Raw genomic sequence first — 12,209 nt, forward strand, 5'->3', positions numbered from 1 at the left:
GAGAGGTCATCCTGAAAAATTCCAGAGAGGACTAAAATATGGACAAATCAAAGTTAAGTGAGAGTGTAATTTTCCCTAAAGGTGAAAAACTTCCGGAACAGTTCAGTAAGTATTTTTCAGGTAACGCATGGCTTAGTATGCTGGTTCCTGGGGATAATGAATTTAATTGCCCTATAGGCAATGTGACATTTGAACCCGGCTGCCGGAATAACTGGCATAAGCATCCGGGCGGACAGATTCTGTTAGTAACAGGTGGACGTGGTTATTATCAGGAGGAAGGAAAGCCTGCACAGGAACTTAAACCAGGTGATGTAGTAAAAATTCGCCCGAATGTGAAACACTGGCATGGAGCAGCACCTGACAGCTGGTTCGTACATCTTTCAGTTGAGACAAATGCCAACGCAGGTCCGGCAGAATGGCTGGAACCCGTAACCGATGAAGAATATAACAATTTAAGCTAACACTGTTAGACAATTTGACAATCTAGAGATGAGAAATAATGAAAAAACGTGTTTTGGGCAACACTGGTCTTGAGGTTTCAGCAATTGGTTTGGGATGTATGGGAATGAGCCATGCATATGGACCGGCAGCAGATAAAGAAGAAATGATTAAACTGATCCGTTCAGCTGTTGAACGTGGTGTTACATTCTTTGATACAGCAGAAGTTTATGGACCCTATGTAAATGAAGAATTAGTCGGGGAAGCACTTGAACCATATAAGGGAAAAGTTGTGATCGCCACAAAATTCGGTGTTGCTTTTGAACATGGCCAGAGCGGCGATTTATTGATGAATAGTACCCCGGAAAATATTAGAAAATCAGTTGAAGGTTCTTTAAAACGGTTAAGAGTTGATTCAATCGATCTACTTTACCAGCATCGCGTTGATCCTAATGTACCAATTGAAGAAGTTGCTATAACTGTTAAAGAATTGATGCAGGAAGGGAAAGTAAAACGTTGGGGACTTTCAGAAGCAAGTGCAAATGTAATCAGAAGAGCACATGCAGTTTTACCGCTTACGGCAGTACAGAGCGAGTATTCTATGATGTGGAGAAAACCCGAAGAAGAGGTTTTGCCTGCACTTGAGGAACTCGGTATTGGATTTGTTCCTTTTAGCCCGCTTGGCAATGGTTTTCTTACGGGTAAAATTGATAAAAACACCAGATTTGGTGAGGGGGATATACGCAGTATACTTACCCGTTTCCTTTCAGAAAACATTGACGCAAATCAGGTACTGTTAGATTTGATCGGAAAAATAGCTGATACCAAAAACGCAACTCCGGCTCAAATTGCTCTTGCATGGGTACTTGCACAAAAACCATGGATCGTTCCGATCCCGGGAACTCGAAAACTAAATCGTCTGGAAGAAAACATAGGTGCAGCAGACATTGAACTGACTGAAGATGAATTAGTTATGCTAAATGAAACATTATCACAAATAAAAATTGCTGGAAACAGAATAGAGAGAGTTAAAAAAGATTATTAAAGACATAATTTGGGGTATGAGAATGAAAGTATTACTGGTAAACGGAAGTCCGCATGAGAAAGGCTGTACCTATACGGCTCTTTCAGAAGTAGCAAAAACTTTGAATGAAGAAGGGATTGACACAGAAATTTTTTGGATCGGAAAAAAGCCTCTTACCGGCTGCACCGCCTGCAAGAGCTGCGCCAAAACAGGGCTCTGTGCGTTTAACGACCGTATAAACGATTTTCTTGACATTGCCAAAGATGCCGATGGATTTATTTTCGGATCTCCGGTGCATTATGCAGCCGCAGCTGGTGCGATTACATCTTTTATGGACTGCGTTTTCTATTCTGACCTGCTGGGAGGCAGACAGTCTTTTTATCTGAAACCAGCAGCAGCAGTTGTTTCCGCAAGGAGAGCAGGAACAACAGCCACACTTGACCAGCTTAATAAGTATTTCACCATTTCGGAGATGCCTATTATTTCTTCCCGATACTGGAATATGGTTCATGGAGCAAAGCCCGAAGATGTGAAAAAAGACCTGGAAGGACTGCAGATCATGCGTGTGCTTGCACGCAATATGGCATGGTTCTTGAAGTGCAAGGAAGCCGGCATGAAGGCTGGCGTACAGCCCCCTCTGAAAGAAAAAAGTATCTTCACAAATTTCATTCGGGAATAATTATTATTTGAAATTTTTGAGTATGAATAATCAAAAAGAAATCGAGGAGCAAAAAAATGACAAATTTAAATGAAGAGAAATGTCTCATAGCCTATTTTTCACGTGAGGGAAATAACTATGTCAGCGGAAAGATCGTGAATTTGCCTGTCGGTAACACAAAAGTAGTAGCCGACATGATTCAGGAAATAACAGGAGGCGATGTTTTCCGTATTGATACAGTAAGGTCTTATCCCAGGGATTATACCGCAACCACCAATATGGCAAAAAAAGAACTGAATGAAAATGCCAGACCGGAGCTTTCCAGCCATGTGGAAAATATGGACTCTTATAATGTGATTTTCCTGGGTTATCCTAACTGGTGGGGAACTATGCCGATGCCTGTGTTTACATTCCTGGAAGAATATGATTTTTCCGGAAAAACTATAGTCCCATTCTGTACACATGAAGGAAGCGGATCAGGCCGAAGTGAAAAAGATATTGCAAAACTTTGTCCGAAAGCAACAATTTTGAAGGGGCTCGCTATTCATGGCTCCCGTGTAAATGCTGCGAAAAAGGATGTTGCAGATTGGTTGAATAAAATCAGTATGATTGGATAAAAAGTTCGAATATCATTTTTGATCAATTAGAATAACTCAAAATCTGGAGATAATTTTAATGAGTAAAAATGTATTGATACTGTCTGCCAGCCCGAGAAAAGGTGGAAACTCCGACCTGTTGTGCGACCAGTTTATGCTTGGAGCAAAAGAAGCCGGAAACGCTGTAGAGAAGATATTCTTGAGGGACAAGGAAATCAATTACTGTACAGGATGTGGAACCTGTTTTAATATGGAAAAGAACTGTCCCCAAAAAGACGATATGCCTGAAGCTCTGGAGAAAATGATTGCGGCAGATGTCATTGTAATGGCAACGCCGGTGTACTTCTACACGATGAATGGTCAAATGAAGACTCTTATTGACCGCACCTGTTCCCGTTACACTGAAATTAACGACAAAGAGTTTTATTTTATTGCAACGGCAGCCGACGATAATAAGCAGGCAATGGAGAGAACATTTGAAGGATTCCGAGGATTTACTTCCTGCCTTGAAGGAGCAAACGAAAAAGGCGTTATCTATGGAATCGGTGCTTGGAACATTGGAGACATCAAAGGAAGCAAAGCAATGGAGCAGGCATATGAAATGGGAAAAGCGGTTTGATTGGAGCAGAATATACAATGAACAGAGTAGAATTTGCTAACAGAAATTTAAAGGATTGTCTGGAGAGGTCTTGCCAAAAACTAATTTTTTCACTCTTTTTGTGAGTGATTAGTCAATCAAAACAAATATATACTACAAATCCTATCTATCCATGACTGTTCAGTCAGTCAGTAACGATGATATTTAATACAATTCTAATATTCAGGAGAACTAAAAATGTCGGGAAATATGGAATCTAAAAATGAATCTGGTGGGAAAACTTTTGAACTCAGTGAAAAGGTAACTGTAGAAAAAGTATCCTATAAAAACAGATACGGAATTACCGTTGCAGCAGACATGTACTTGTCAAAAGATATAGATAAATCTAAAAAATATCCAGCAATTGTCATAGGAACACCTTATGGAGGTGTAAAAGAGCAGGGTGCTGGTATTTACGCACAGAATATGGCAGAAAGGGGATTTGTTGCCATTGCGTTCGATGAATCTTTTAATGGCGAAAGCAGTGGGGAACCAAGGCATGTTTCTTCTCCGGATATATTCGTTGAAGATTTTAGTGCAGGAGTAGACTTTTTGGGGACACGTCCTTTTGTGGACAGAAACAGGATCGGCGCTATTGGTATCTGCGGTAGTGGTGGATTTGCCATTACTGCAGCACAGGTTGATCCACGTATCAAAGCAGTTGCTACTGCAAGTATGTATGATATAAGTAGCATGATAAGAGATGGATTTGGAAAAACAATGACTGATGAACAGCGTGCTCAAACTTTAGTTCAGTTGGGCGAGCAACGATGGAAAGACTTTGAGAATGGTACTCCAGAAGTGCCCATGGGTTTCCCAAGTGAACCAGCTGATTCAATTCCAGAAGGATTAGATCCAATTTCAAGTGAATTTTTTGAATACTACGGAATGAAGCGTGGACATCATCCTAATGCAGGAGCCGCATTCACTATTACAAGTAGCATGTCATTCATGAATTTCCCATTGATGAACTATATTGATACCATTTCACCGCGACCAATTTTGTTCGTCATCGGTGAAAATGCCCACTCCAGGTATTTTAGTGAAGATGCCTATGAAATGGCTGCTGAACCTAAAGAACTCTACATTGTTCCGGGAGCAAGACATATTGATCTGTACGACAGGACCGACATGATTCCGTTTGACAAATTAGAATCATTCTTTGCAAAATATCTAGGTTACAAAAAATGAGCAGAGCAGTGTTCTACGAACCGAAATTTGAACAATTATCTGGAGATAGCAGGCTGGATACTTATTTTTGCCTCGCCTGCGATTGATTAGTCAATCATGCGCAAGTAAAACAATTCAAAAATTCAGGAGAAAGAAAAATGCTATACAGAAAAATGCCAAAGAACGGAGACGAGCTTTCGATACTTGGATTCGGATGCATGCGCCTTGCCTCTAAAGAAGACGGTAGTATAGATGAAGAAAGAGCCACCAGACAGGTACGTGATGCAATTGACCAGGGAGTAAACTATGTTGATACGGCTTGGCCCTATCACATGGGAGAGAGCGAGCCGTTCCTGGGCCGTGCCCTTGCTGGTGGATACCGTGAAAAAGTGAAACTCGCAACAAAGCTTCCTTCGTGGCTTGTAGAGAAACGAGAGGATATGGATAAGTATCTGAATGCCCAGCTGCAAAAACTGAACACCGACCATATTGATTACTATCTCATACATGCTCTTGTTGGTGACCTGTGGGACGGTGTTGAAAAGCTTGGAGTAGCAGATTTTCTTGATAAGGCCAAAGCTGACGGTCGCATTATCAATGCTGGTTTCTCCTTCCATGGAGCGTCAGAAGATTTCAACCGTATCGTAGATGCTTATGACTGGGACTTCTGCCAGATCCAGTACAATATTCTGGATGAAAAGAACCAGGCAGGGAAAAAGGGTCTTGAATATGCAGCTTCAAAAGGTCTTGGCATTGTAATTATGGAGCCTCTTCGCGGAGGGAATCTTACAAAGAACGTGCCTCAGGCCGTGAAAGATATCTGGGACGAAGCCCCGGTAAAGAGGTCACCTGTAGAATGGGCTCTTCGCTGGGTATGGAACCACCCGGAAGTTACGGTTGTCCTTTCCGGCATGAATGAAGAGGCACATATTGAAGAAAATCTCAGGATAGCAGGTGAAGCTCACTCTGGTTCACTCACAGAAACTGAATTACAGCTGGTAAAAAGAGTTGAGAACAAATATCGTGAACTGATGAAAGTTGGATGTACCGGCTGCCAGTACTGCATGCCCTGCCCAGCAGGTGTTAATATTCCCCTCTGTTTCGAGGAGTATAACAATCTGTCTCTGGTCGACAATCCCGAAGGAGCACGGTTCATGTATGCTGCAAGGCTTGGCGGTGCTGTTGCTCTCGGTGAACCCGAGTTTGCATCCCTGTGTGTCCAGTGCGGACAGTGCCTTGAAAAATGTCCCCAGCACATTGATATTCCAACGATGCTCGAATCCGTTGTAGAAGAACTTGAAGGACCCGACTTTGAGCAGAGAGTTGCCATGGCAAGGGAGATGTTCAAGCAGACCGAAAAGTGAGAAAGTCGGAGTCTTGAAAAGACAAAATGAAGATATTGTTTAAGCCGACTTTATTGAAAGATAAAACAATATCTCATTTTCCGCTTTTGATTTTCAATCAGTTAACTATACTCATTCAGCTTTAGAATTTGATTTTTTTATCGAATTTCAAGATAGTAACCCAAATAATTATAAAAATCAAACCTGTATGAGTTAGCACGAAACTCTAAAAATCTCCAAACTAATAATTATTGCCTTATAACGAGGTATTTAAGCTGTTTATTGCTAAAGCATTAAATTCTTCCTGGCGAGGGGCGGTACATGGACCTCAATGATATACTAAAGTCTGTCAAAGAAGGAAAAACCGATCTTGAAACTGCGGAACAGCAGGTCAGAGGTCTTGGTTTTGTTTCCTATTCGAATATAGCTAAAGTGGATACCCACAGGAAAAACAGGACCGGAGTCGTCGAAGCTATTCTTGCTGACTGCAAGGAGCCTGAAGATGTTGTCGAGATTGCCAGGGTTATGGTAGAAAAAAGTAAAAGAGCCCTGATTACCCGCGTTTCTGCCATACATCTGGAAGCTTTAAGGAAGGCTTTTGGTACTGATAAACTCGAATGGAACAGCCGGGCACGTACAGTGGTTATTCACGATGGCACCCCTGCTCCACGCACAGGAGGGGTTGTTGGTGTCATATCCGCAGGCACGGCAGATATCCCTGCTGCAGAAGAAGCCAGGGTTGTTGCTTCCGAAATGGGCTGTGAAACCGTAGCCGTCTACGATGTCGGGGTTGCCGGAATCCACAGACTGATCCCTGAACTCCAGAAGCTTAAACTCCGGAACCCGGGGGCAATTGTTGTTGCAGCCGGAAGAGAGGGGACGCTTCCAACCATAGTTTCAGGGCTTGTTGACGTGCCTGTAATAGGGCTTCCGGTATCCACTGGCTACGGGGCAGGCGGAGGAGGAAAAGCAGCTCTTCTGTCAATGCTCCAGTCCTGTTCTACCCTTGCAGTGGTAAATATTGATGCTGGATTCGTTGCAGGGGCTTATGCAGCCAGGATTGCAAATATGATTGCTGTTGCCGGAACAGGAAAAATAACTGAAGAAGCGGAACCGGAAGAGAAACCGGTAGAATTGTGATATCCGGATAACGATGACGGCAGAGAAGTTCAAAAGTAAAATTCAGGGAGAAATTTTATGAGATCACTGGTTTTTAATCCTTTTTCAGGTGCAGCAGGAGATATGATTCTGGGGTGTGCTCTCGACCTCGGAGCCGACAGGAAAGAGGTAAAGGAGTTAATCGAGGCTTCAGCACCGGTATCTGTGGATATCAGGGAAGTGGTGAAAAAAGGAATCAAAGCACTGGATGTCCGCATAAATGTGCCTGAAAAAGAGCATGTGAGGTCATTCCCTGAAATAATGGATCTTGTAAAAGCTGCAAAACTGCCCCCAAAAGTGGAGGCAAGTTCTCTAGATATCTTTTTGAAAATGGCAGAAGCCGAAGCTTCAGTTCACGGAGAACCTGACCTTGAAAAACTCCACTTCCATGAAGTGGGGCAGAGCGATGCCCTTGCCGATGTTATAGGATCTTCTGCAGCTATCCATTCCCTTAACTGTGATTCGGTTTACTGTACCCCTATCAGTGTGGGCAGCGGGACAATAGAATGTGCGCATGGTACTCTTCCTGTGCCGGCTCCTGCAACCCTTGAGATTCTCAGGAAAGGAAAGCTCTATTTCAGGGGAGGAAACGTGAACAAGGAACTGCTTACTCCTACGGGGGCTGCAATTCTCGCACATTTTGCAAAGCCTGTAGACACTTTTCCTCAGGGAAAGGCAATTGCCATCGGATACGGGGCAGGGGATGCCGAGCTCCAGGGTCCAAATGTGCTGCAGGGAGTGCTTCTTGAGCCTGATTCTCACCTGATCCCTGATATAATCGAGGTCCTTGAGACCAATGCTGACGATGTGAGCGGGGAAGTCCTGGGCAACCTTTTTGAGGAACTCCTGTCAATGGGGGCAAGGGATGTTGCAATTATACCCGCAACCATGAAAAAAGGACGGCCTGCCCACATTATCAAGGTCATTGCAAAGCCCGAAGACAGCGCAAAACTCGCCCGGAAGATCATCATTGAAACGGGGTCACTTGGAGTAAGGGTTATGCCTGCACGGCACAGGTTAATGGCTGCCCGAAACATTGAACGGATAAAAATAGGTATCGAAGGTCAGGAGTTTGAAACCGCAGTCAAAATCGCCCGAGACTCGGAAGGCGTCCTGCTCAATATCTCTGCGGAATTTGAAGACTGCAAAAAGATTGCAAAAACCAGCGGGATTCCTGTAAGAGAGGTTATGCGCAGAACAGAAGAGGCTGCAAGAAAACTTTTTTCATGATATTACCTGAGGGTTGCCTGAAAAAACAGTTTTCAGTTAAATAAAGCAATTATGAATTGATTGGAAATCTCAGGGAAAAGAGATTCAAAACAAAAGAGTTTCCGGTAAAGGAATTTAAAGAAAAGTAAAAGTCCTGTTTTTTCAGACTTTTTACTTCTCATTCTTATTTTTTGCTATTTATGTACTGATTTCCACAGTTTATATAACGTTTTTAAGCTTCCAATGATGCTGTTTTTGATGCTGAAGCTTTTTCCTGAACTCAGAGCTTGCCCATCGAGTGCAGGAGTTCTGCATTCAGGACACTTGCACCTGCAGCTCCGCGGATTGTGTTGTGCCCCATTGCAATGTAGCGGATCCCTTCTCTGATCCTTCCCACTGAAACACTCATTCCCCTGCCCATATTGCGGTCAAGGCGAGGCTGGGGCCTGTCAATCTCATCCCGTACTATCAGGGCTTTAGCTGGCTCTGAGGGGAGTTCTCCGAGTCCGGGGTTGAATTTCAGGAAGGCTTCCCTTACTTCTTCTGGCGTGGGGTTGTCTCTCATGCCTGCCCAGATAGCTTCTGTGTGCCCGTCAACTACAGGCACCCTGTTGCAGGAAGCACTGACCTTTACGTCCGCAGGCACGACTTCGGAGCCGTTGAATTCCCCGAGGAGCTTTAAGGTCTCAGTTTCCATCTTCTTTTCTTCGCTTCCTATATAGGGGATTACGTTATCATAGATTGCCATGGCTGCAACTCCGGAAAATCCTGCTCCGGAAATCGCCTGCATTGTGGCAACCTGCACGGTTTCAAGTCCGAACTGCATGAGGGGCTTTAAGGTAATTGTCATGACAATTGTGGAGCAGTTAGGGTTTGTAATGATGTATCCTTCCCAGCCCCTTGTATCCTGCTGGACTTCGATGAGTCCCAGGTGTTCGGGGTTAACTTCAGGAATTACAAGAGGGATGTCTTTTTCCATCCTGTAAGAAGATGCATTGCTTGCGACTGCAAACCCGGCTTTTGCAAACTCAGGTTCAACTGTAAGGGCAAGGTCTGCAGGAAGAGCCGAAAAGACCACGTCTGCATCAACGGCTTTTGGGTCTACAGGGACAACCTCTATGTTTTCGACACTTTCCGGCATTGCTGTGTCAAGCCTCCAGCCTGCCGCTTCTCGATACGTTTTGCCGGCGCTCCTTTCGGATGCTGCAAGGGCTGTTATCTCAAACCATGGGTGGTTTGCAAGTGCTTCTACAAATCTCTGCCCTACAGCGCCAGTGGCGCCTAAAATACCCGCTTTAACTGCTGCCATCTAAAAAGCTGCCTCCGGAGAGATAATGAATAATTTGATAAGAGAGAAAAAGAAAAGAATGGAATAAAAAGTTATTCCATCTTGATCTCTGTTTTTTATTCCTGTACTTTAATTGCCTGGTTCGGGCATGCTTCTTCACATGCACCGCACTCTACACATTCATCCTGGTCAACAACTGCAATTCCCTTTTCTTCATCGAGGGTGATTGCTTCAGAGGGACATTCATCGACACAGGTTCCGCATCCAGAACATTCATCTGCGTTAACTATTGCTGGCATATTTTTTTCACACTCCTTTTTATTTGCTCGATATGTACCAGGAAATTATATCGGGGCGTTTTTGAAACTTCCATAGAATATCGAAAAAATTGATCATAACGCCTTTATTCAGATAAACATAAAAACTTATCGCTTTTTAGCAAAAAGCAATTTTCAAGAATCGGAAGGAGCTAAGGCTTACGCTTCCAAAATTTATTTTTTTTGAAAAATATGAAAGAGTAAGAAAAAATATGAGTAAATATGCTTTTTAACATACGGAATCGTGCAGTGCAATTCCCGAATCCGTGAGGCGGTACATATCTTCTTCAAACTTAAGGAATCCCTCTTTGAGCAGGAAATCCATGTGAAACTTATAGAAAAAATCGTTTAAGCCTGACTCTTCCTTTAGCTGTTTTTCAGTTTTTCCAAAGATGCCAACCGTCCGAAGCAGTTTTCTTCTTGCCGGATTTATGGAAACCTTTTCCATCATCACATGTTCCAGTTTGACAGCTTCGCCTTCCGTAGGTTCTCCTCTGGAGGCGAAATAAGCATCAATTTCGTCAATTTCATCATGCATAATTAAAACTCCACTTCTTTTTAGTATCTCAGTTTCTTCAATCTTTATTTTCTTTACTGATTGAAAGCCTGTTTTTATTGAGATTCATTTTTTTATAATTATATCGGTTAACCCATTTTCACTTTTTTTCATGATCCCGCTTATTTTTGTAATTGTACCGTGGGGGTTCTGTTCTTTTTTCTCAAAAGAGACGTTTGACTCATTTAGCTTCTCTTCAAGTGTTTTCTCCACTATTCCTGTGAGCCTGTTTTTCGGGACCTTCGTAATAGCGGAAAGCAGCCTGAGTTCGAATCTTTCATTTGTGCGGGGAATAAATTCAACCTGCGGAGCTTCTTCAGAGGAGGTTACGCTGCCCTTGATCATGGAATCCGGGAGTTTGAGAGAGAGTTTAACATGTCCTATGAAATCAGGGTTAATTTCCTTCACCCTGTCCCTTATCGCCTGCAGGCTCTCTTCTATAAAATTCCTGCCTTCTTCGGGATTATATTTACAGGATTTGAGGGTATAGAGGACCGAATGAGCCGAGACTTCAGATATTTCAATCGAGTTTTTCCTGTCCTGGGAAGGCTTCTCAATCCCTGGAAGTGCGAGGTGGATGAGCAGGTCCTCAAACTGCTTGTCTCCCTGTTTTGCTGAAAACTTCAGGATTCTGGCTTCAGGGTTCAGTTCGGCAAGCATCTTTTCTGTTGCCAGAATTATTTCTGCAGGCGCTACATCCACTTTATTTATGCCGAGGATTTCAGCTTCCTTTACCTGGGTTTCGATAAACTTTGGAATCTCTTTTGCCTCAGTGCCAAAACGCCCCGGGTCTACAAGGGTTACAACAGGAGCAAAAGATAACTCTGAAAGCCCCATCACTTCAATTTCTTCCCTTATCTGCCCCGGGAAAGCAATTCCTGTCGGCTCGATAATTACAACATCAGGCCTGAACTCTTCTTCAAGGGTCTGAAGTGTATACTGCATGCTGATTCTTAGTGTACAGCAAATGCAGCCGCTTGTTAACTCTTCGGTTATAATTCCGGGGCTTTTAAGCGTCTCTCCATCAAGACCTATTTCCCCTATTTCATTTACGATAATTGCAGTCCGTTTTCCGGCATCACTAAGCTGTCTGCTAATTCTCCGAATTGCAGTTGTTTTCCCGCTTCCGAGAAAACCTCCTATGATCATGACTTTCATGTTTTTCCTGTCCTTATTACCTGAAAAATATTCTATCTGGGCTGACAAATGTAATATATTTATTCATATATATAAAATTGGCAGCGTATTTTATTTCGGGATTATTTCATAAACCCTGTTAGAAACATCTGTTCTTTCTCCAGAAGCGGGAATTTGCCGGCTGTTCAAAGGGTTTATCTGGGGAAAATTCAGTTTTTTAGCCCGCAGAAAAAATATTTTAAAAACAGAAGTGCTTTCTGAATATCATACCTGAAAGAAAATATTTCAAAGCTTCGGAAGCACCTTAAGCCCGAGTTCTGTCAGTCTGTAAACCCCTTCTTTGTCCTGGTAGATAAAATCAGCATTCATCAGAATTTCTGTATGGAACTTTAAAGCAGTTTCATCGAGGCCAGTTTCTTTAAGAAGCTCCTCTTTCCTCTTCCCTAGAAAGCAGACCGTCCGTATTATGTCCCTGCGAGTCTGGCTGGACGCCGCATTATAAGTTTTCTCACATTTTTCCTGCATCAGTTCTTTCTCGGTTTTTACCCTTGAGTCCAGAAAAATGTCGATTTCATCTTTTTCTTCTGTCATTTATGGTCTCCTCGCCGTAAAAACGTCTTTTGAAAATCAGGGCGGTTAATATATATTTATTTTGATTTTGCTTCAGGGATTTCATTT

14 protein-coding genes are annotated in these 12,209 nt (G+C 43.0%); 9 read left to right on the forward strand and 5 right to left on the reverse strand.

What is annotated here, in order from left to right; translation table 11 throughout:
* Positions 1-38: 38 nt before the first annotated feature.
* The 9 genes from PLL47_RS02430 (at position 39) to larC (ending at position 8,254) form a co-directional block, all read left to right on the forward strand.
* On the forward strand, positions 39-461 hold the full coding sequence (locus tag PLL47_RS02430; RefSeq protein ID WP_324444390.1) for a cupin domain-containing protein: 423 nt from the start codon (positions 39-41) through the stop codon (positions 459-461).
* A gap of 38 nt (positions 462-499) precedes the next feature.
* Complete coding sequence (locus PLL47_RS02435; RefSeq protein WP_324444392.1) at positions 500-1,483, forward strand: aldo/keto reductase; 984 nt, start codon at positions 500-502, stop codon at positions 1,481-1,483.
* A gap of 22 nt (positions 1,484-1,505) precedes the next feature.
* A complete protein-coding gene (locus PLL47_RS02440; protein ID WP_324444394.1) occupies positions 1,506-2,141 on the forward strand; it encodes a flavodoxin family protein in 636 nt (211 codons plus the stop codon).
* 56 nt (positions 2,142-2,197) lie between these two features.
* Positions 2,198-2,737 (forward strand): flavodoxin, encoded by a 540-nt coding sequence (locus PLL47_RS02445; protein ID WP_324444396.1) that lies wholly within the window; start codon positions 2,198-2,200, stop codon positions 2,735-2,737.
* Between the two features lie 58 nt (positions 2,738-2,795).
* Positions 2,796-3,335 carry a flavodoxin family protein gene (locus PLL47_RS02450; RefSeq protein WP_324444398.1) on the forward strand — a complete coding sequence of 180 codons (540 nt, stop codon included), beginning with the start codon at positions 2,796-2,798 and terminating at the stop codon, positions 3,333-3,335.
* A gap of 216 nt (positions 3,336-3,551) precedes the next feature.
* Positions 3,552-4,544, forward strand: coding sequence for an alpha/beta hydrolase (locus PLL47_RS02455; RefSeq protein WP_324444400.1), 993 nt, complete (start codon positions 3,552-3,554; stop codon positions 4,542-4,544).
* A 137-nt stretch (positions 4,545-4,681) separates the two neighbouring features.
* Positions 4,682-5,887, forward strand: coding sequence for an aldo/keto reductase (locus PLL47_RS02460; protein ID WP_324444402.1), 1,206 nt, complete (start codon positions 4,682-4,684; stop codon positions 5,885-5,887).
* A gap of 300 nt (positions 5,888-6,187) precedes the next feature.
* The gene (gene larB, locus PLL47_RS02465) at positions 6,188-7,006 is read left to right on the forward strand and encodes a nickel pincer cofactor biosynthesis protein LarB (RefSeq protein ID WP_324444404.1); all 819 of its coding nucleotides are present in this window, start codon (positions 6,188-6,190) and stop codon (positions 7,004-7,006) included.
* A 57-nt stretch (positions 7,007-7,063) separates the two neighbouring features.
* Positions 7,064-8,254 (forward strand): nickel pincer cofactor biosynthesis protein LarC, encoded by a 1,191-nt coding sequence (gene larC, locus PLL47_RS02470; protein ID WP_324444407.1) that lies wholly within the window; start codon positions 7,064-7,066, stop codon positions 8,252-8,254.
* A 259-nt stretch (positions 8,255-8,513) separates the two neighbouring features.
* Here the strand turns inward: larC and asd are convergent, their stop codons facing one another.
* The 5 genes from asd to PLL47_RS02495 all read right to left on the reverse strand — a co-directional run bounded on the left by asd (position 8,514) and on the right by PLL47_RS02495 (position 12,122).
* Complete coding sequence (gene asd / locus PLL47_RS02475) at positions 8,514-9,542, reverse strand: aspartate-semialdehyde dehydrogenase (RefSeq protein WP_324444409.1); 1,029 nt, start codon at positions 9,540-9,542, stop codon at positions 8,514-8,516.
* Positions 9,543-9,637: 95 nt separating this feature from the next.
* Positions 9,638-9,820, reverse strand: a complete 183-nt coding sequence (locus PLL47_RS02480; RefSeq protein WP_324444411.1) for a ferredoxin family protein — start codon at positions 9,818-9,820, stop codon at positions 9,638-9,640.
* A gap of 247 nt (positions 9,821-10,067) precedes the next feature.
* Positions 10,068-10,376 (reverse strand): hypothetical protein, encoded by a 309-nt coding sequence (locus tag PLL47_RS02485; protein ID WP_324444413.1) that lies wholly within the window; start codon positions 10,374-10,376, stop codon positions 10,068-10,070.
* 84 nt (positions 10,377-10,460) lie between these two features.
* Entirely contained in the window at positions 10,461-11,552 is a 1,092-nt protein-coding gene (locus PLL47_RS02490) for a CobW family GTP-binding protein (protein WP_324444415.1), read from the reverse strand.
* A 264-nt stretch (positions 11,553-11,816) separates the two neighbouring features.
* A complete protein-coding gene (locus PLL47_RS02495; RefSeq protein ID WP_324444417.1) occupies positions 11,817-12,122 on the reverse strand; it encodes a hypothetical protein in 306 nt (101 codons plus the stop codon).
* Positions 12,123-12,209 lie beyond the last annotated feature (87 nt).

This window comes from Methanosarcina sp. (assembly GCF_035390745.1).
In the GTDB taxonomy this organism is placed as follows: domain Archaea; phylum Halobacteriota; class Methanosarcinia; order Methanosarcinales; family Methanosarcinaceae; genus Methanosarcina.

Coding starts and splice junctions, on each gene's coding strand:
- PLL47_RS02485 (WP_324444413.1), bottom strand. CDS start 10,376: ATGCATGATGAAATTGACGAAATTGATGCTTATTTCGCCTCCAGAGGA.
- PLL47_RS02435 (WP_324444392.1), top strand. CDS start 500: ATGAAAAAACGTGTTTTGGGCAACACTGGTCTTGAGGTTTCAGCAATT.
- PLL47_RS02440 (WP_324444394.1), top strand. CDS start 1,506: ATGAAAGTATTACTGGTAAACGGAAGTCCGCATGAGAAAGGCTGTACC.
- PLL47_RS02430 (WP_324444390.1), top strand. CDS start 39: ATGGACAAATCAAAGTTAAGTGAGAGTGTAATTTTCCCTAAAGGTGAA.
- PLL47_RS02495 (WP_324444417.1), bottom strand. CDS start 12,122: ATGACAGAAGAAAAAGATGAAATCGACATTTTTCTGGACTCAAGGGTA.
- PLL47_RS02450 (WP_324444398.1), top strand. CDS start 2,796: ATGAGTAAAAATGTATTGATACTGTCTGCCAGCCCGAGAAAAGGTGGA.
- larB (WP_324444404.1), top strand. CDS start 6,188: ATGGACCTCAATGATATACTAAAGTCTGTCAAAGAAGGAAAAACCGAT.
- asd (WP_324444409.1), bottom strand. CDS start 9,542: ATGGCAGCAGTTAAAGCGGGTATTTTAGGCGCCACTGGCGCTGTAGGG.
- PLL47_RS02480 (WP_324444411.1), bottom strand. CDS start 9,820: ATGCCAGCAATAGTTAACGCAGATGAATGTTCTGGATGCGGAACCTGT.
- PLL47_RS02490 (WP_324444415.1), bottom strand. CDS start 11,552: ATGAAAGTCATGATCATAGGAGGTTTTCTCGGAAGCGGGAAAACAACT.
- PLL47_RS02455 (WP_324444400.1), top strand. CDS start 3,552: ATGTCGGGAAATATGGAATCTAAAAATGAATCTGGTGGGAAAACTTTT.
- PLL47_RS02445 (WP_324444396.1), top strand. CDS start 2,198: ATGACAAATTTAAATGAAGAGAAATGTCTCATAGCCTATTTTTCACGT.
- larC (WP_324444407.1), top strand. CDS start 7,064: ATGAGATCACTGGTTTTTAATCCTTTTTCAGGTGCAGCAGGAGATATG.
- PLL47_RS02460 (WP_324444402.1), top strand. CDS start 4,682: ATGCTATACAGAAAAATGCCAAAGAACGGAGACGAGCTTTCGATACTT.